17 protein-coding genes are annotated in these 17,748 nt (G+C 60.8%); 9 read left to right on the top strand and 8 right to left on the bottom strand.

The features are described from left to right. The first annotated feature begins 72 nt into the window (after nucleotides 1-72). Genes leuS through holA form a run of 3 tightly spaced genes read left to right on the top strand, consistent with a single transcriptional unit; the run spans nucleotide 73 to nucleotide 4,209 of the window. Entirely contained in the window at nucleotides 73-2,694 is a 2,622-nt protein-coding gene (gene leuS, locus WG921_RS13860) for a leucine--tRNA ligase (protein WP_340109837.1), read from the top strand. Then, nucleotides 2,681-3,184: an LPS assembly lipoprotein LptE gene (lptE, locus tag WG921_RS13855; protein WP_340109836.1), complete on the top strand. Its 504-nt coding sequence runs from the start codon at nucleotides 2,681-2,683 to the stop codon at nucleotides 3,182-3,184. The genes leuS and lptE overlap by 14 nt, the downstream gene beginning before the upstream one ends. A 59-nt stretch (nucleotides 3,185-3,243) precedes the next feature. After that, nucleotides 3,244-4,209: a DNA polymerase III subunit delta gene (holA, locus tag WG921_RS13850; RefSeq protein WP_413788596.1), complete on the top strand. Its 966-nt coding sequence runs from the start codon at nucleotides 3,244-3,246 to the stop codon at nucleotides 4,207-4,209. A 1-nt stretch (nucleotide 4,210) separates the two neighbouring features. Here holA and WG921_RS13845 read toward each other — a convergent pair whose 3' ends face one another. From WG921_RS13845 to mnmE, 5 genes are read right to left on the bottom strand one after another with little or no spacing between them, the layout of a single operon-like run. Continuing rightward, on the bottom strand, nucleotides 4,211-5,083 hold the full coding sequence (locus WG921_RS13845; protein ID WP_340109834.1) for a ParB/RepB/Spo0J family partition protein: 873 nt from the start codon (nucleotides 5,081-5,083) through the stop codon (nucleotides 4,211-4,213). Next, the gene (locus tag WG921_RS13840; protein WP_340109833.1) at nucleotides 5,080-5,913 is read right to left on the bottom strand and encodes a ParA family protein; all 834 of its coding nucleotides are present in this window, start codon (nucleotides 5,911-5,913) and stop codon (nucleotides 5,080-5,082) included. The genes WG921_RS13845 and WG921_RS13840 overlap by 4 nt, the downstream gene beginning before the upstream one ends. Then, on the bottom strand, nucleotides 5,897-6,538 hold the full coding sequence (rsmG, locus tag WG921_RS13835; RefSeq protein WP_340109832.1) for a 16S rRNA (guanine(527)-N(7))-methyltransferase RsmG: 642 nt from the start codon (nucleotides 6,536-6,538) through the stop codon (nucleotides 5,897-5,899). Before rsmG ends, WG921_RS13840 begins: the two co-directional genes overlap by 17 nt. Continuing rightward, a complete protein-coding gene (mnmG, locus tag WG921_RS13830; protein ID WP_340109831.1) occupies nucleotides 6,535-8,427 on the bottom strand; it encodes a tRNA uridine-5-carboxymethylaminomethyl(34) synthesis enzyme MnmG in 1,893 nt (630 codons plus the stop codon). Before mnmG ends, rsmG begins: the two co-directional genes overlap by 4 nt. Further along, complete coding sequence (gene mnmE, locus WG921_RS13825) at nucleotides 8,428-9,777, bottom strand: tRNA uridine-5-carboxymethylaminomethyl(34) synthesis GTPase MnmE (protein WP_340109830.1); 1,350 nt, start codon at nucleotides 9,775-9,777, stop codon at nucleotides 8,428-8,430. It lies immediately after the preceding gene. A 21-nt stretch (nucleotides 9,778-9,798) separates the two neighbouring features. Between mnmE and WG921_RS13820 the strand changes: the two genes are divergently transcribed. Next, nucleotides 9,799-10,773, top strand: a complete 975-nt coding sequence (locus tag WG921_RS13820; protein ID WP_340109829.1) for a quinone oxidoreductase family protein — start codon at nucleotides 9,799-9,801, stop codon at nucleotides 10,771-10,773. Nucleotides 10,774-10,913: 140 nt separating this feature from the next. Here WG921_RS13820 and rho read toward each other — a convergent pair whose 3' ends face one another. The 3 genes from rho to hemE form a co-directional block, all read right to left on the bottom strand. Beyond that, entirely contained in the window at nucleotides 10,914-12,185 is a 1,272-nt protein-coding gene (rho, locus tag WG921_RS13815; RefSeq protein ID WP_340109828.1) for a transcription termination factor Rho, read from the bottom strand. 136 nt (nucleotides 12,186-12,321) lie between these two features. Next, nucleotides 12,322-12,786: a protoporphyrinogen oxidase HemJ gene (gene hemJ / locus WG921_RS13810; protein WP_340109827.1), complete on the bottom strand. Its 465-nt coding sequence runs from the start codon at nucleotides 12,784-12,786 to the stop codon at nucleotides 12,322-12,324. Next, on the bottom strand, nucleotides 12,786-13,823 hold the full coding sequence (gene hemE, locus WG921_RS13805) for a uroporphyrinogen decarboxylase (RefSeq protein WP_340109826.1): 1,038 nt from the start codon (nucleotides 13,821-13,823) through the stop codon (nucleotides 12,786-12,788). Before hemE ends, hemJ begins: the two co-directional genes overlap by 1 nt. Nucleotides 13,824-14,205: 382 nt before the next feature. Between hemE and WG921_RS13800 the strand changes: the two genes are divergently transcribed. Genes WG921_RS13800 through dnaQ form a run of 5 tightly spaced genes read left to right on the top strand, consistent with a single transcriptional unit; the run spans nucleotide 14,206 to nucleotide 17,747 of the window. Then, complete coding sequence (locus WG921_RS13800; protein ID WP_340109825.1) at nucleotides 14,206-15,021, top strand: pyruvate, water dikinase regulatory protein; 816 nt, start codon at nucleotides 14,206-14,208, stop codon at nucleotides 15,019-15,021. Beyond that, entirely contained in the window at nucleotides 15,018-15,614 is a 597-nt protein-coding gene (locus WG921_RS13795) for a Maf family protein (protein WP_340109824.1), read from the top strand. Before WG921_RS13800 ends, WG921_RS13795 begins: the two co-directional genes overlap by 4 nt. Further along, nucleotides 15,611-16,447: a shikimate dehydrogenase gene (locus WG921_RS13790; RefSeq protein ID WP_340109823.1), complete on the top strand. Its 837-nt coding sequence runs from the start codon at nucleotides 15,611-15,613 to the stop codon at nucleotides 16,445-16,447. The genes WG921_RS13795 and WG921_RS13790 overlap by 4 nt, the downstream gene beginning before the upstream one ends. After that, on the top strand, nucleotides 16,444-17,055 hold the full coding sequence (gene coaE, locus WG921_RS13785; protein WP_340109822.1) for a dephospho-CoA kinase: 612 nt from the start codon (nucleotides 16,444-16,446) through the stop codon (nucleotides 17,053-17,055). Before WG921_RS13790 ends, coaE begins: the two co-directional genes overlap by 4 nt. Then, nucleotides 17,040-17,747 (top strand): DNA polymerase III subunit epsilon, encoded by a 708-nt coding sequence (gene dnaQ, locus WG921_RS13780; protein WP_340109821.1) that lies wholly within the window; start codon nucleotides 17,040-17,042, stop codon nucleotides 17,745-17,747. The genes coaE and dnaQ overlap by 16 nt, the downstream gene beginning before the upstream one ends. Nucleotide 17,748: the final 1 nt, after the last annotated feature.

The raw sequence follows: 17,748 nt of genomic DNA, 5'->3' as shown, positions 1-17,748 counted from the left end.
AGTTGACGTTGAAAGAGCGCGCGGGCTCGCCTATCACCTCGTCGACCTTCATCGATCGACGAAAGCCCAGCCATGCTCAGCGACGTCTCTGAAAATACGCCTGACGCCACCGCTCCGCGCTACGACGCGCAGCGGGTCGAAAGCAAATGGCGCGATGTCTGGGCCGAACGCCGCAGTTTCGAAGCCCGGCGCGATCCGAATCGCCCAAAATACTACGTTCTTGAAATGTTCCCATATCCCTCTGGCAGAATCCATATGGGACATGTGCGAAATTACGCGATGGGAGACGTGATCGCGCGATTCAAACGCGCACGCGGCTTCAACGTTCTGCACCCGATGGGGTGGGACGCATTCGGCCTTCCGGCGGAAAACGCCGCCGTGGAGCGCGGCGTGCATCCCGCCAAATGGACCCGCGAAAACATCGCCGCCATGCGCGCGCAACTGCAACAGATGGGCCTCAGCCTCGACTGGAGCCGCGAGTTCGCAACCTGCGATGTGGAATATTACACTCAGCAGCAGCGCCTCTTCATCGACATGATGGCGGCTGGCTTCGTCTATCAGAAGTCGGCCATGGTGAACTGGGATCCGGTCGACAACACGGTCCTCGCCAATGAGCAGGTCATCGACGGCAAGGGCTGGCGGTCCGGCGCGCTGGTCGAGCGGCGCGAACTGACGCAATGGTTTTTCCGCATCTCCGACATGGCGGAGGAGTTGCTGACGGCGCTGGATGGGCTCGACGCCTGGCCGGAGAAGGTCCGCGCGATGCAGCGCAACTGGATCGGGCGCAGCACCGGCATGCAGATCCGCTTCGAGATCCTGCCGAACGCGCTCACCACCGAATCCGGGGTCGAGATCTACACCACGCGTCACGATACGCTGTTCGGCGCCAGCTTCGGCGCGATTTCAGCGGATCACCCCCTGGCGACGGCGCTGGCGGAGAAAGTGGACGGACTTTCCGAATTCATCAGCGACTGCCGGCGGGAAGGAACGTCGGAGGCCGCGGTCGAGATCGCGGAGAAGCGCGGATTCGACACCGGATTGCGCCTGCGCCATCCTCTTGATCCGGAACGCACAATTCCGCTTCACGTGGCCAATTTCGTATTGATGGATTATGGAACGGGCGCGATCTTCGGGTGCCCCGCGCATGATCAGCGCGATCTCGACTATGCGCGAAAATACGGGCTCGACGTTCTGCCGGTGGTCTGCCCGTCGGACGTGGACCCGCAAGACTTCTCCATTGGCGCCGAGGCCTACACCGGGCCCGGACGGCTCATCAATTCACGCTTCCTCGATGGAATGACGGTCGAGGACGCGAAGGCCGAGGTGGCGCGGCGGATCGCCGGCGCCGGCGCCGGCTCTGAGCGGGTCAACTATCGGCTGCGCGACTGGGGCGTCTCGCGGCAACGGTATTGGGGGTGCCCGATCCCCGTAATCCATTGCGAGACATGCGGCGCGTCGCCCGTGCCCGCCGCCGACCTGCCGGTGAAGCTCCCCGACGATGTGACCTTCGACCAGCCCGGCAACCCGCTCGACCGGCATCCGACGTGGAAGCATGTCGCATGTCCCGTCTGCGGCGGAGACGCCCGGCGCGAAACCGACACGATGGACACGTTCGCGGACAGTTCCTGGTATTACGCGCGGTTTACGGCGCCGGACTGCGCGAACCCGACCGACCCCGCGGAGGTCGACTACTGGATGAGCGTCGACCAGTATATCGGCGGAGTGGAGCATGCGATCCTGCATCTTCTCTATTCCCGCTTCTGGGCGCGAGCCATGCACAAGACCGGCTGGCTGCCGAAAAAGGCGGTGGAGCCCTTCAACGCGCTCTTCACCCAGGGGATGGTATGCCATGAAACCTATCGGGCCGGCGGGCGCTGGATCTCGCCGGAGGAGATAAAGGCGGTTGATGACGGATACGTCGTCGCTGAGACCGGCGAGCCGGTCGAGGTCGGCCCATCCGTCAAGATGTCGAAGTCGAAAAAGAACGTGGTCGACCCTGAAACGATCATCGCTCATTACGGCGCCGACACCGCCCGGTGGTTCATGCTGTCAGACAGCCCGCCGGAGCGCGATGTGGAATGGACAACCGCCGGCGCCGAGGCCGCATGGCGGTTCCTGCAACGCTTGTGGCGGTTGATCGACGACGTTGCGGACCACATCCCTCCGGTGGGCGCGTCGACACAGCCGAAGGCGACGTCAGAGGCCGCAGTCGCCCTTCGGCGCGCCTCTCATCGCGCGATCGACGCGGTGACGAAGGACATCGAGGGATTCGCCTTCAACAAGGCGGTGGCCCATATCTATCAGTTGACGAACATGATCAGCCGCGCGGAGCAGGAGTCGGCGGCAGATATCGGCCCGGCGCTTCGCGAGGCGCTGGAGACCGTCGTCCGGCTTTCCGCGCCGATGATCCCGCATTTTGCCGAAGAAAGCTGGGCGCGCCTTGGCCGCGACCGCCCTCTCACGGAGACGGAATGGCCCGAAGCGGACCCGGAACTTCTCGTCGATGACGTGATCACCCTGCCAATTCAGGTGAACGGCAAGAAACGTGGGGAGATTGAGGCGCCCGCCGACGCCAGCCGAGAGGCGATCACGGCGCTGGCGCTGGCGGACGAAAATGTCCGGCGATTGATCGGCGACGCCACGCCGAAGAAAATCATCGTCGTACCGGGCCGGATCGTCAATGTCGTGCTTTGACCGGCGCGCGGCGCTCACAATCCTCGCCGGAGGTTTGGCCGGCTGCGGATTTCGGCCTCTCTACGGAGAAGGCGGCCCCGCAGACGCGGTTCTGGGAGCGGTGGCGCTTCAGGAGGCGCTCAGTCCGGAAGATTTCGCATACAGGGAGCGGTTGCGACGACGTCTGGACCTCCAGAGCGGCGACGCCTCCGCGGCATGGCGGCTGACATGGGCGCTCGATTTTGAATCCGAGGGCGTGGCGATCACGTCCGATGCGGACACCACCCGCTATCGGTTGACCGGCACCGCGCGATACGCGCTTTCTTCGCTCAGAGACGCCGCCGCAGCGCCCATACGCGGCAAGGTCAGCGTTACAGGCGCCTATGACGCCACCGCGTCCGCCTACGCCACACGAGCCGCCGAGACGGCCGAACGGCGAGAGATTTCCACCGAGCTGGCCGAGCTCACCGCGACGCGCCTTCTTTCATCGCCCCGCCGGCCGGTATCGTGAAGCTGAGCGCTGCTGAAGCCGCCCGGTTTATCGACCAGCCAGACAGGTCGTTGGCCGGCGTGCTGATCTATGGCGCCGACCCGGTCGAAATCTCTGACCGAAAACAACGCGTTTGCCGAGCCCTTCTCGGGTCTGGGAGCGATATTGACCTGCGGTTGACGCAAATCTCCGCTACGGATGTTCGCCGTGACCCCGCGATCGTCATCGATGCGCTGAAGGCGCTCGGCTTTTTCGAGGGTCCGCGAGTCGTTACCGTCGAGGATGTCGGCGACAGCCACTGCGCGGCGCTGACCTCCGCTCTCGCCGACTGGAGACGAGCCGACGCATTCCTGGTCGCCACTGCGGGCGTGCTTCCGGCCCGGTCGAAATTGCGAAAGCTCTTTGAAACGGCGCCGAACGCCGCCGCCGCCCCCTGCTATGCGGATCGACTCACCACCGAGGACGTCCAACGCATGGTTTCCGCATCCGTCGGCGCCCGTGCGACGGGAGAAGCGTTAGAGGCGCTACGAGCGTTTGGCGCCGCGGCGGGCGCCGGAGCGGCGCGGGACCTGATTGAAAGGCTCGCGCTCTATCACCTTCAGGACGGCGGCGAGATCACCGCTGAAGACGTGGAGACCCTCGGCCGGGGCGCCGACGACGCGGGGATCGACGACCTGATCGACGCGACGATCCTTGGCGAGAGCGGAGCGCTCTCCGCAATGCTGCGGCGGCTTGAGATCCAGGGCCAGTCAAGCATCGCGGTCACACGTAATTTATCCTGGCGTTTCAGGCAGTTACACATTGTCGCCGCCGCTGGATCGGCCGAGGCGGCGATTTCGAAATTGAGGCCGCCGGTATTCGGCGCGCGGCGCGACACGCTGATGAAGGCCGCACGATCATGGCCCGTCAGACGGGTCGAGGGCGCATTGCGCTTGATTCTCGATCTCGACGATCAGCTCCGCGGCTCCGCCGGCGTTTCCGGATTCGCGCTCGTTGAGCGCTGCCTGCTCAAGCTCTCTCTGACTGTCGCACGCGGAAGAGGCTGACCTACTGCATCAGCAGGCGGCAAAGCGTGTCCAGTTCCTCCAACGATCGATACGAGATCCGAAGATCGCCGCCCTTGGATCCGCGATGGCTTATCGCAACCTTCAAGCTGAGCGCGGCCGAAAGATCGCCTTCCAATGCCGCGGTATCCGCGTCTTTTGTTTCCTGACGCGGCTTCTTCGTCTGTGCGGGTGACGCCATTTTGCGCGCCAGATCCTCGGTCTGCCTGACGGTGAGACCGTCCGAGACCACCCTTTGCGCCAGAGCGGACGGGTCGGCGGCCGTGATCAGCGCACGGGCGTGCCCTGCGCTGATCCGGCCGTCTGCGAGGAGGTCCTTGACGTCATCCGGCAATGACAGAAGCCGAAGCGTATTTGCGATATGCGGCCGGCTTTTCCCGATCGTACGGGCGAGCACCGCCTGATTGTGCCCGAACTGCTCTATCAACTGTGAATAGGCGAGCGCCTCTTCGATCGCATTGAGATCAGAGCGCTGAACGTTTTCAATGATTGCGATCTCAAGCGCATCCTCATCGGGCATCTCTCGAACGAGGACCGGCACCTCATGGAGGCCCGCGGCCTGCGCCGCGCGCCAGCGCCGCTCTCCCGCGATGATCTGATAGCCTTCCGCGCGATCAGGATCGGGACGAACCAGAAGCGGCTGAATGACGCCCTTTTCCCGGATCGATGCGATCAGATCGTCCATTTCGGCCTGCGGAAAAGCCTTCCGCGGCTGCCCTGGATTGGGACGAAGGAGATCGATCGAAATCGACAGATGCCCCGGGGCCGCGCCGGTGGACTGGTCGGACGCCCCATCATCCAGCAGGGAGGACAGCCCTCGCCCAAGACCCCTCTTTTTTCGTTTGTTATCAGTCATTTATCTGTTCGCCTCTTTACCGCTTGACGATCCTTCCGCCGGACGAATTCGGCGGCGAGATGTTGATATGCCTGGCTGCCCGCGCACGCTTGATCATATATCAAAGCCGGAACCCCATGAGAGGGCGCCTCCGATAGCCGTACATTCCGGGGAATGACCGTCTCAAAAACCAGATCGCCAAGCGCGCCGCGAACATCCTCTTCCACCTGAGACGAAAGATTGTTCCGCCGATCATACATCGTAAGCACGATTCCCTCGATCGAAAGTTGCTGATTAAGGCTTCTGCGGACACGTTCGATCGTCTTCAGCAATTGCGAGAGCCCTTCCAATGCAAAAAACTCGCATTGAAGGGGGATCAGGATGGCGTTTGACGCGACCATCGCATTGACCGTGAGAAGATTGAGAGATGGCGGACAATCAATAAGAACAGTATCGAATTTCCGGTCGGGGCCCTGTCCTATTGATGAAAAGGCGTCGCGAAGGCGGCGTGTCCTACCCGATTCATCGCTTAGATCTACGTCGATGCCGCTCAGATCCATCACAGAGGGTGCAATTTCAAGGCCGGGGATATCCGTGCGGCGGATCGTATCCGCGAGAGTCGCCTGCCCGAGCATCAGATCATATGTGTTCGGAGAGCGATCCGCAGGATCGATCCCAAGTCCGGTGCTCGCATTCCCTTGCGGATCAAGGTCGACAAGCAGCACCTTTCGGCCCGCCGCCGCCAGCGCCGTCGCAAGATTTATCGCTGTCGTTGTCTTGCCCACGCCGCCCTTTTGATTGGCGATCGCGATGATATGCGTGTCACTCGGCGATTCAGAAAGCCCTGACACGTGATAACTCCTTAATGCGCAGGATAGCTCCTTCGCCATCGGTTATACTGGGTATCTCGTCCATATTCATATGGAAAGCCTGGGTGGCCGCCATTATCTCCGATTCCCGCGCTTTTCCTTTTGGAAAGAGGCAAATCGTGCTCGGTCCGATAAACGGCTCCGCGTATTCGAGCAGCCTTGGTAGCGGCGCGAGGGCGCGGGCGGAAACGACATCGAACGTTTCGCGCTGTTGTGGATTGGTCTCATGCGCACCCAACCGGTTTGTATCGATTGACACCGATATCCCCATGGCGCGCGCGGCCTCGGCGATAAATGCGGCTTTCCTGGAGTCACTGTCGATGAGGTGCATTCGGATCGGTTGCGCGGCCTCATGCCGAATTGCGGCGACCAGCAACCCTGGAAGGCCCGCCCCCGAGCCCAGGTCGACCCAGGTTTTGGCGTCAGACGGGGCAAGCCTCTCGATCTGGGCGCAATCGACGATGTGACGGGTCCACAGGTCTTTGATCGTCGCCGCTGAAACGAGATTTATTTTCTTGTTCCAACGCGCAAGAAGTTGAGCATAGACCTCGAAGCGCTCGAATGTTTCACGTGAAACACGGAGGCCCGCGCCGATCTCAACGGTCATGTGCTGGCCGCGGCGGCATCGACGGCCATAGCGCGGTGCGCCAGACCGTACAGGATCGTCATCGCCGCCGGAGTCACGCCTTCGATTTGCGACGCGTCATGCAGATTTTTGGGACGGGCGCGCGCGAGCTTCTGACGCATCTCGTTCGATAGGCCTGACACCGATGAATAATCGATGCTCGGTGGCAGTACGAATGACTCGCTTTCAACCAGCTTGCGGACTTCCGCCTGTTGTCTTTTGATCAGACTGTCATAAAGAGACTCGACCCGGCAAAGCTCCAGCTCGGCCCGACCAATTGACGCCAGCTCGGGAAAAACGGACAGAAGCTGCTCAATTGACGCGTTTTGATCCGAAAGCAGCTGCCGAATGGTCCTGTGCGCGCCGTCCAACTTTACCGGGAAACCGAACGCCCGCGCCTGGGTCGGAGAAAGGCTCAGACCAGCCAAGGTCCGGCGCGCCTTTTCAAGACGGTCCATCTTCGCCTGAAATTTTTCGTACCGATAATCACTGACGCAACCCGCGGACCACCCGAGCTCCGTCAGACGCTGATCGGCATTGTCGGTGCGCTGATGCAAGCGAAACTCGGTCCGCGACGTGAACATCCTATAGGGCTCGGTTACACCGCGTCTGATCAGGTCGTCTATCAGAACGCCAATATAACCATCACTGCGCCTCAAGCACACGGGCTCCGCCCCCCGAGCAGCAAGACCGGCGTTCAATCCGGCAATGAGGCCCTGCGCGGCCGCCTCCTCATATCCTGTGGTTCCGTTGATCTGGCCCGCAAGATAGAGGCCTCCGACCTCTGTTACCGCGAGGCGATGATCCAGAGCCCGCGGATCAATATAGTCGTACTCGATCGCATATCCCGGCCGCAGAATCGCCGCGTGTTCCAATCCCCTTATCGTCCGGACAAATTGCTCCTGAACATTCTCCGGCAAGGAACTCGAGATGCCATTCGGATAAACGGTGTGATCGTCGAGCCCTTCGGGTTCGAGGAATATCTGATGCGAGTCTCTATCGGCGAACCGTGTGATCTTGTCTTCTATGGACGGGCAATACCGTGGCCCCCCGCTGGAGATGGCTCCGGAGTATATCGCCGAGAGATGGATCGAACCCCGAATGATATCGTGGGTTGCCTCGTTCGTATGAGTGACCCCGCATTCAATTTGCCGCACACTGGGCGACGAACTCAGGAACGAAAGCATCTCTGGAACGCTGTCGCCCGGCTGGCTTTGAATCGTTTCCCAATCGATGGTGCGGCCATCGAGACGTGGAGGAGTTCCCGTTTTCAACCTTCCGATCTTGAACCCAAAGTCTTCAATACGCTTGGCAAGGCGGGTGGATGACACGTCACCCATCCTTCCGCCTTCCTTCTTGACCGCGCCTATGTGTATGACGCCGCGTAGGAAAGTTCCGGTTGTCAGAATGACGGAGCGGCCAGAGATCCTGGCGCCGTCAGCAAGTACGATACCGCAAACCTGCGCACTTTCGACGATCAGATCGGCGACCTCACACTCAAGGACCTGAACACTCGACTCGGCGAGCATGGACTGGATGGTCGCACGATAGATCGAACGATCACACTGAGCCCGCGGTCCCTGAACAGCTGGCCCACGGCTCCGATTAAGCAGGCGAAATTGGACGCCCGCGGCGTCCGCTGCGCGGCCTATGACGCCATCGAGGGCGTCGATTTCGCGGACGAGATGCGCCTTTCCAAGGCCCCCAATCGCAGGATTACAGGACATTTCTCCGATTCTGTCCGAACGGAGAGTCACCAGCAGTGTGCGCGCGCCTACGCGGTCGGCGGCGAGGCACGCTTCCACCCCGGCGTGGCCGCCGCCCACGACGATCACATCAAAAATCTCTGAGTCCTGTTTCACGTGAAACACCTATTTGCCAATGCAAAACCGGGAAAAGACATCGTCGAGCACATCATCAGCATCTACAGCTTCAACCAGCCCCGTAAGCGTCCGAATAGCAGATCGCGTATATTCTACGCAAATCTCATCAAGACCCGCCGATCGCGCCGCATCGAGCTCCGCTTGCGCCCGCCTCAAGCTATCAACCTGGCGCTTGTGCGCCACCAGCCCCGGCTTCTCGATCATGGTCGAAAGTCTTTCAACCACCCGCGCCTTCAGATCATCGACGCCAGACAGATCAACAGTCGACAAACTTATATCGCCGGGTCCAGCGCCCAGATCGGACTTGGACCAGACCGATATATCTCCGCTACGCCGCTCCATCAGACCAGCAGCATCGCCAGCATCACGTGATGACATGAAAACCCTGATGTCCGCAGCGTCGGCCGCCGCACGAGCGCGAGATACGCCTATTCGCTCAATCTCGTCCTTCGCCTCCCTGATCCCGGCCATATCAAGGAAGGTGACCGGAAGGCCTTCCAGGTCCATCGGAACGCGCAGAACATCCCGGGTGGTGCCAGCGATCGGAGAGACAATCGCAGCCTCATCGTTGGACAACACATTGATAAGAGACGATTTCCCGACATTCGGCGGGCCGATCAGCGCAACCACGAACCCGTCCCTCAGCCGAACCGATTCGGTTGACGACTTCAGCACGGTTTCGATCCCGGCGATCACCGACGACAATGCGGGTCGGGCGTGCGCCAGCGCATCGTCGGGCGTGTCCACTTCTTCCCCAAACTCTATTGCGGCTTCGAGATGAGCCAACGCGGAAATCAGGGTATCGCGCCATTCCCCCACAAGGCGGGAAAACACCCCCTCGGTGAGCGAGAGAGCCTGCCGCCGCTGCATCTCCGTTTCGGCATCCACCAGGTCCGCCAGACCTTCAACCTGTGTGATATCCAGAACGCCGTTGTAGAGCGCGCGTCTGGTAAACTCGCCCGGCTTCGCCATCCTCAGCCCGGCCAATCCCGACAGCTCATCAAGGACACGCGCCACCGTCGCGCGCCCTCCATGAACATGAAGCTCCACCATATCTTCGCCGGTATAGCTCGCGGATTCCACAAATCGGACGACGAGAGCACGATCTATTTTCGCGCCATCCTCAGTAACCGATCGAAGCGTCCTTAGGCTCATGAACCGCGGTGGCGGAAGCGGCCCCGCCAGGGCCATGAGGACCTCATTTGACCGGGTTCCGGAAATCCGAATGACCGCAATCCCGGCGCGGCCAGGCGCGGTCGCCAACGCAAAGATGGTATCGTCTTCTATTGGTGCGGACACTTGACCTCTCGTCTTCCAGCGATTCATATCGATCAGCATCAGGGACGGAAGGGATTCACGATGATCAAGCGCATCTCAATAGAGGAATTCGGCGGACCCGAGGTGATGAAACTCGTCACCGTCGACACTCCTCGGCCCGGGACGGGAGAAATCGCAGTCCAACATGAAGCAATCGGCCTGAATTTCATCGACACCTATCATCGCAGCGGCCTCTACGCCATGCCTCTTCCGTCTGGAATCGGCCTGGAGGCGGCGGGAACAGTCGCTGAGGTCGGGGACGGAGTGACGCATCTCAGCGTTGGCGACCGCGTCGGTTACTTCTCCGGCCCCATCGGAGCATATTCCGAGGTCCATGTCGTCAAGGCGGAGAGAGCGATCAAGCTGCCCGAGAACATCAGCAGCGCGACCGCGGCGGCCTCCATGCTCAAAGGGTTGACCGTTCAATATCTGATCCGGCGTATATATGACGTGAAGGCCGGTGAAACCGTTCTTTTTCATGCGATCGCGGGGGGCGTCGGCCTCATCGCCTGCCAATGGTTGAAGCATCTCGGGGCGACGGTGATCGGGACCGTAGGATCCGAAGAAAAGGCCGCGCTGGCGGCGAAAGCTGGATGCGATCATATCGTTCGATACGATAAGGACGACGTATCCGCCGCCGTTCGTGAGATAACGAACGGGGACAAGGTGCCGGTCGTTTTTGACGGCGTTGGCAAGAGCACCTGGGAGTCGTCACTCGATAGCCTCAGGAAGCGCGGCCTGATGGTGAGTTTCGGCAATGCGTCCGGCCCGGTAACCGGGGTAAATCTCGGTATCCTGGCGTCAAAAGGGTCGCTTTTCGTTACGAGACCGACCCTGTTTGATTACACAGAAACGCGTGAGGATCTCGACGCGGCGGCGAAAGACCTATTCGATGTCATCGCCTCTGGAGCCGTAACCGTCGACATCAACGCGGAATATCCGCTTGACGCTGCGGTCACCGCTCATCGGGACCTCGAGGCGCGAAAGACCACAGGGTCGACGATACTTCGGCCGTAAAACGTCTCTGTAACCCAGTTTATTCCTGCGGTTACAGAAGCGCCGATAAGTAACAAGCTCCTGTTACTTATCGGCGTGTGAACCGTATCGGATGGAAGATTAAAGGGAGGCGCCGCTGATGGATGCGCTCGCCTCTCCGACTAAGCGTTCATGGAATCGAAGAATTCCGCGTTCGTCTTGGTCTGCTTCAACTTGCCCAACAAAAATTCGATGGCGTCCGTCGTTCCCATGGGATTCAGGATCCTGCGGAGGACGAACATCTTGGTCAGCTCGGCCTTATCAACCAAAAGCTCTTCTTTCCGGGTCCCGGATTTAAGAATATCCATCGCCGGGAAGACACGCTTGTCGGCGACCTTCCGGTCAAGAACGATCTCCGAGTTTCCTGTCCCCTTGAATTCCTCGAAAATAACCTCGTCCATCCGGCTGCCGGTATCGATAAGAGCGGTGGATATGATTGTAAGAGATCCACCCTCCTCGATATTCCGCGCTGCGCCGAAAAACCGCTTTGGCCTTTGAAGCGCATTCGCATCAACACCGCCGGTCAGAACCTTCCCCGAAGAAGGAACGACAGTATTGAAGGCGCGGCCGAGCCTTGTGATGGAATCGAGAAGAATCACCACATCGCGACCGTGCTCGACCAGTCTCTTCGCCTTCTCGATAACCATTTCCGCCACGGCGACATGCCGGGTCGCCGGTTCATCGAACGTGGAAGCTACGACCTCGCCCTTGACCGAACGCTGCATGTCGGTGACTTCTTCCGGTCTTTCATCAATCAAAAGAACAATTAGAAAACACTCAGGGTGATTTCTTTCAATTGAGTAAGCTATATTCTGCAGAAGTACGGTTTTACCGGTTCTCGGCGGAGCGACGATCAGGCATCTCTGGCCCTTTCCTATCGGAGCCACGAGATCTATCACCCGAGCAGAGCGATCCTTGACCGTAGGATCCTCGATTTCCATCTTGAATCTCTGATCGGGATAAAGCGGCGTCAGGTTGTCGAAATGTACTTTGTGACGCACCTTCTCCGGATCTTCGAAATTTATGGTGTGAACCTTGGTAAGCGCGAAATACCTTTCGCCTTCCTTCGGTTCACGAATAAGACCTTCAATAGTATCGCCAGTTCTTAAGGCGAATCTCCTGATCTGGTTCGGAGAAACGTAAATATCGTCCGGTCCCGGAAGGTAATTGGCGTCCGGAGACCGCAAGAATCCAAATCCATCCAGAAGAACTTCAAGAACACCCTCTCCTATGATCTCAACGTCCCGTTCAGCAAGTTCTTTGAGGATCGCAAACATCATGTCTTGTTTGCGCATCGCACCTGCGTTCTCAACTTCCAGATCTTCCGCAAAGCTAAGAAGATCAGTCGGGCTCTTTGCTTTCAATTCAGAAAGCTTGAGTTGAGTAATGTCCATTGTCAGTCCTACTAGAGGAAGTGTCGGTAAATTTGCAGGTTCTCCATGCGGAATCGATGCTTTCAATCCGGGAGAGGCCAAGCGCGGACGCGCGGAAATCTTATGTGTCGTCAGAGACGCAATGTCAATTCCCAGGTTAGAATGGCCGTGCGATCACCATTGAGACAATGACGATCATCATGATCGCAGGCGCTTCATTCATCAGCCGAAAGAAACGTCCGCTCTTGCGGTTTCTGCCAAGTTCGAGATCCTTGCGCCAGAGCGCGAGCGCATGATGCAATACGGTTAGAGCCAGAACCATAAGCGCCTTGACCCAGGGCCAGCCGTCACTCCAATCCACCAGGCCCGGAGTGAAAATCAGCATCAACCCGAAGACCCAGGTCGCGCTCATGGCCGGGTTCATGATCATACGGAGAAGTTTCTTCTCCATTTTACTGAACAGGAGCGACGTTTCCGGATTACCGTTGGCGGATTCCACATGATATACGAAAAGCCTCGGTAGATACAAAAGACCTGCCATCCATGAAATGACAGATATCAAATGAAGAACAAGCGTCCATGGGTATAGATCGATCAGGATGTCTTCGATAAATTCCAACATCAGCCCTTCACGATCCTGACAAGCTCTTCAACCGTGCGCGGATCGACATCAGGTGTGACGCCATGTCCGAGATTGAAGATGTGCGGCCCGCCAGCCATGGTTTCGATGATCTTTTCCGCCGCGCGTTTCATTCTATCGCCGCCTTCGACAAGAAGTTTGGGATCGAGATTACCTTGCACCGTAGTTCGTGTCTGAAGATGATCCCGCGCCCATTCAATGTCTACGTCCTGACCTATCGCAATCGCATTTACCTTTGTCGCATCGGCGAAGGATGTGGCTCTGACGCCGGCGCCGCGGGGAAATCCGATGGACGGGATCCCGGGGTGAAGATGACGCAAGGCTTCCACGATCTTGCAGCAGGGCGCGACTGAGAACTGCTCGAACGCCTGATCATCGAGAGATCCGGCCCAGCTGTCGAACAGTTTTATGACATCTGCGCCAGCGGTGATCTGCGCGGAAAGATATGCGATCGTCGCATCTGAAATGCGGTCAATGATCTCCTGAAACGCGTTGGGGTCGTCTCGCATCAGCTGGTGGGCGGGAGCCTGGTCGGGAGTTCCACGCCCGGCGATCATATAGGTCGCGACGGTCCAGGGCGCACCGGCGAAACCGATGAGCGGCGTGCCTTTTGGGAGCGCCTGCTTCACGCGCCCGACCGTCTCATAGACCGGACTCAGCACGTCGTGGATGTCTTCGACAGCGTTCAGCGACGACGCGTTTCTGATCGGATCGAGCCTCGGGCCTTCGCCGGTCTCGAACCATAGTTTCTGGCCGAGAGCCTGAGGGATGAGCAGGATATCCGCGAAGAGGATCGCCGCGTCGAAGCCGAAACGGCGAACAGGCTGCAAGGTGACCTCCGCGGCGAGCTCGGGTCGATAACAGAGCTCGAGAAAGCCGCCCGCCTTTTCTCTGACTGCGCGATATTCAGGGAGATAGCGCCCGGCCTGCCTCATGAGCCAGATCGGAGGGCGGGGAAGCGTCTCGCCGGCGAGGGAGCGGAGGAACGCGTTCGGATTCTGACCTTCGGTCGTGTTCATGATTTTCTTTGTCTTATTGTGATTCAGTATGGGCGGCGGATAACGGGGATTAACATGTTGGCCGAGTTTCGCACAGGGTTGTCCAGAAAACGGGATCGGCGCGCGGAATGTTGAAAACTCTGGGGATAAAGTTTGGCGGTCGGGGTTAGATCAGAGTGTTCAGTTGCTTGATGAGCGCCGGCGGCGATGTGGATTGTGGGGAGCGCGAGCGGATTTCGAGTTATCGCCATAGTGTCGCGGAAATCCGCTCGCATTTATCCCTTGGGGGATGAAATGGCGGTTTTCCCGCGGTTTGGATTTCCGCGGCTGGTTATCCCCGGTGCGCCGACTTATCCTCATGGCGATGAGAGGCGGGACACGTGGGGCTTCAGGGAATTCGGAGATGATGCCAAAGATCGTCTATCTCCTCTCGGATTCGACCGGAGAGACCGTCTCGCGGATCGGCGCCGCAAGCCTCAGTCTTTTCAGCGTTCCGGTGGAGCGCCGTCTTCGCGTGTTCATTCGGAGCGAGATCAAGGCGGATGCGGTGATTGAAGAGATGCGGCGGGAGCCGGGCGCGGTGATCGTGACGATGGTCGATCAGGGTCTGCGCAATCGGATTCTGGCCGCCGCGGAGGAGCTTGGGGTCGCCGCGACCTCGATCCTGCAACCGGTCGTCCGATTGCTCGAGACCTATCTCGGGGAGAAATCGAAACCGTTGATGGGCGGGCAATACGTCGTCGACGATCTCTATTATCGCCGCGTGGACGCCATAGAATACGCGATTTCGCATGATGATGGCGCGCTGTTCGAGCGGCTTTCACGCGCGGATGTGATTTTGACCGGCGTCAGCCGGACGTCGAAAACGCCGACCTGCATATATCTCGCGGTCCGTGGGCTGAAAGCGGCGAACCTGCCGCTGATCCCGGGATCGAACCCGCCGGAGGCGTTTTTCTCAGCGATCGAAAGCGGTGTGCCGGTTGTCGCGCTCACGGCCAGCCCGAGCAGGCTTGCCCAGATCCGCCGCCATCGTCTTGAGGCGATCGGGCACGGGCAGGAGTCGGACTACGCGTCGCTCGAGGCGATCCGCGGCGAAGTCGCCGACGCAAGGCTGCTTTTCGAGCGGATCGGCGCGCCGGTGATCGACGTCACCCGGCGCTCGATTGAGGAAACCGCGGCGGAGATCATGTCGATCCTGCGGAAGATGGGGCGGCTATGACGGCGCTGATCCTGGCCTCCGGCAGCCCGACGCGCGCGGCGATGTTGCGCCGCGCCGGCGTGATGGTTGAGATCGCGCCGGCGCGGGTTGATGAAGCGGAAACAAAACTGTCGCTTCGCGCCGCGGGCGTCTCGCCGCGCGATCAGGCTGACTCGCTCGCCGAAATGAAGGCGGTGCGGGTCTCCACCCGCCACCCTGGCGCGCTTGTCATCGGCGCCGATCAGGTTCTGGACCTTGCGGGAGAGGCGCTCGACAAGCCGGAGAGCGTCGCCGCCGCCCGTGAGGATCTGTTGCGGCTCCGCGGCGCGCGGCACGAGTTGTTCAGCGCGGCGGTGATCGCGCTCGACGGCGCGCCGATCTGGCGTCACATCGGCCGGGCGCGGCTGACCATGCGGCGGTTTTCCGAGGCTTTCATCGACGACTATCTGGCCTCGATCGGCGACGATGTCTTCTCGACCGTGGGCGGCTATCGGATAGAGGAGACCGGCGCGCAGCTTTTCGCGAGGGTGGAGGGCGACTGGTTCACCATTCTCGGGTTGCCGCTGCTGGAGCTTCTGGCGTTTCTTCGCGTGAGGGGGGTGTTGCAGGAATGAAGACGACGGGGCCTCTTCGCGCCGGGGTCATGGGATGGCCCATCGAGCATTCGCGCTCTCCGCTGCTGCATGGGTATTGGCTTGAAAAGCACCATATTCCAGGGAGGTACGATCGCGTCTCCTCGTCGCCGGAGGCGTTCGCCGCAGATCTCAGGCGGCTCGCCGCCGAGGGCTGGCGGGGCGTGAACGTCACGATTCCTCACAAGGAGGCGGCGCTTGGCCTGGCGGATGAAGTGACGCCGCGCGCGCGCGCCATCGGCGCGGCGAACACGATCGTTTTTGACGATGACGGCCGGATTCTCGCAGACAACACCGACGCGTTCGGCTTCAGCGAGAACCTCAAGGCTGAGGCCGGCTCCGCCTGGAGGCGCGATGAGCCTGCGATGGTGCTCGGCGCGGGCGGCGCGGCGCGGGCGGTGATCCATGCGCTGTTGGACGCCGGGGCGCCGGAAGTGATTCTGGCGAACAGAACCCGCTCCCGCGCAGAAACCGTCGCCGGGAATTTCAGCGGCGGCGTCCGTGTCGTCGATTGGCGGGATGCGGGCGCGGCTCTGTCGGGCGCGAGCCTGATCGTGAACACGACGAGCGCGGGCATGGCCGGCCGGCCGCCACTGGATCTGGACCTGTCCGGAGCGATGAAAACCGCCGTTGCGACCGATATCGTCTACACTCCGCTGATGACGCCGTTTCTCGCGGATGCGGCGGCGCGGGGGCTGAAAACCGTGGATGGACTGGGGATGCTGCTTCATCAGGCCCGACCGGGATTCGCCGCCTGGTTTGGGGTGGAGCCGGAGGTTGACGCCGGGCTCCGGGCGTTCATGCTTGCGGCATGATCACCATCGGCCTCACCGGCTCCATCGGCATGGGAAAATCCACGACCGCGAAGCTCTTCGCGGAGGAAGGCGCGTTCGTCTGGGATGCGGATAAGGCGGTGCATCGGCTCTACGCGGCCGATGGGGCCGGCGCGCGCGCGATCAAAAGCCTCGTTCCCGACGCCGTCGGCGCCGACGGCGTCGACCGCCAGGCGCTTCGCGACGCGATCATTCGCGACCCGGCGCTTCTGCAGCGTGTCGAGGCGGCGATTCACCCGCTCGTCGCCGCCGATCGCGCCGCTGCGCTGGCGGCGGCCGAGAAAGACGGCGTTCAAATCGCCGTCTGCGATATTCCTCTGCTCTTCGAGACTGGGGGCGAGGCCGCCTTCGATCATATCGTCACCGTCAGCGCGCCGGCCCCTATGCAGCGCGCCCGGGTTCTCGCCCGGCCGGGGATGCACGAAGCGGCGCTGAAGACGATCCTCGACAAGCAGACGCCGGATGCGGAGAAACGGCGTCGGGCGGATTTCGTGATCGAGACCGGGCGCGGCGTCGAGGTGGCGCGCGAACAGATCAGGGCGCTGATTCGCGCGTTGAGCAAGGAGGCCGGACGATGCGCGAGATCGTGATGGACACGGAGACCACCGGGCTCGATCCTTCCGATGGACACCGGATCGTCGAGATCGGCGCGGTGGAGCTGCTCAACCACATGCCGACCGGCCGCTATTATCATCAATATATCAATCCCGAACGCGACATGCCGGAAGAGGCGTTCAACGTGCACGGGCTTTCGACGGAGCGGTTGGCGAGGGAGCCGGTTTTCGCGGCCATCGCCGACGCGTTCATCGCTTTCATCGGCGAGGCGCGGCTGGTCATCCATAACGCCAGCTTCGACATGAAGTTTATCAACGCGGAATTCAGGGCGATCGGGCGCGATCCGCTGCCGGCGGAACGTGCGATCGACACTCTGGCGATGGCGCGAAAGCGGTTTCCGGGGTCTCCGGCGGGGCTGGATGCGCTCTGCCGGCGATTTGGCGTCGACAATTCGGCCCGCGAAAAGCACGGGGCCCTCCTCGACAGCGAATTGCTGGCGGAGGTCTATCTGGAGTTGATCGGCGGGCGGCAGCCTGACCTGGGGGTCGACCTCGGCCCGAAGAAGCGTTCGAGCGAAGGCGTCTCCGCCGAGGCGTGGCGCCCCACGCCGCGCCCCGCGCCGCTTCCGACGCGGTTGACCGAGGCCGATCTCGAACGTCACGCGGCGTTCGTGGAGACGTTGGGCCCGGATGCGCTCTGGCGAAGAAAGTCGGGCGGGCGAGCCTAAG

Origin of the sequence: Paludibacillus litoralis, assembly GCF_037646705.1 — a bacterium.
Lineage (GTDB): Bacteria > Pseudomonadota > Alphaproteobacteria > Rhodobacterales > Rhodobacteraceae > Pikeienuella > Pikeienuella litoralis.
Note: the sequence above shows the minus strand (reverse complement) of the source record. Positions and strands in the feature narration are given on the sequence as shown.

Excerpts from the sequence above, each read along its gene's own strand:
- mnmE (WP_340109830.1), bottom strand. The coding sequence starts at position 9,777 with ATGCTGATCGATATGAATCGCTGGAAGACGAGAGGTCAAGTGTCCGCA.
- hemJ (WP_340109827.1), bottom strand. The coding sequence starts at position 12,786 with ATGTTGGAATTTATCGAAGACATCCTGATCGATCTATACCCATGGACG.
- dnaQ (WP_340109821.1), top strand. The coding sequence starts at position 17,040 with ATGCGCGAGATCGTGATGGACACGGAGACCACCGGGCTCGATCCTTCC.
- WG921_RS13820 (WP_340109829.1), top strand. The coding sequence starts at position 9,799 with ATGATCAAGCGCATCTCAATAGAGGAATTCGGCGGACCCGAGGTGATG.
- WG921_RS13800 (WP_340109825.1), top strand. The coding sequence starts at position 14,206 with ATGATGCCAAAGATCGTCTATCTCCTCTCGGATTCGACCGGAGAGACC.
- coaE (WP_340109822.1), top strand. The coding sequence starts at position 16,444 with ATGATCACCATCGGCCTCACCGGCTCCATCGGCATGGGAAAATCCACG.
- leuS (WP_340109837.1), top strand. The coding sequence starts at position 73 with ATGCTCAGCGACGTCTCTGAAAATACGCCTGACGCCACCGCTCCGCGC.
- WG921_RS13790 (WP_340109823.1), top strand. The coding sequence starts at position 15,611 with ATGAAGACGACGGGGCCTCTTCGCGCCGGGGTCATGGGATGGCCCATC.
- WG921_RS13795 (WP_340109824.1), top strand. The coding sequence starts at position 15,018 with ATGACGGCGCTGATCCTGGCCTCCGGCAGCCCGACGCGCGCGGCGATG.
- WG921_RS13845 (WP_340109834.1), bottom strand. The coding sequence starts at position 5,083 with ATGACTGATAACAAACGAAAAAAGAGGGGTCTTGGGCGAGGGCTGTCC.
- hemE (WP_340109826.1), bottom strand. The coding sequence starts at position 13,823 with ATGAACACGACCGAAGGTCAGAATCCGAACGCGTTCCTCCGCTCCCTC.
- rho (WP_340109828.1), bottom strand. The coding sequence starts at position 12,185 with ATGGACATTACTCAACTCAAGCTTTCTGAATTGAAAGCAAAGAGCCCG.
- lptE (WP_340109836.1), top strand. The coding sequence starts at position 2,681 with ATGTCGTGCTTTGACCGGCGCGCGGCGCTCACAATCCTCGCCGGAGGT.
- rsmG (WP_340109832.1), bottom strand. The coding sequence starts at position 6,538 with ATGACCGTTGAGATCGGCGCGGGCCTCCGTGTTTCACGTGAAACATTC.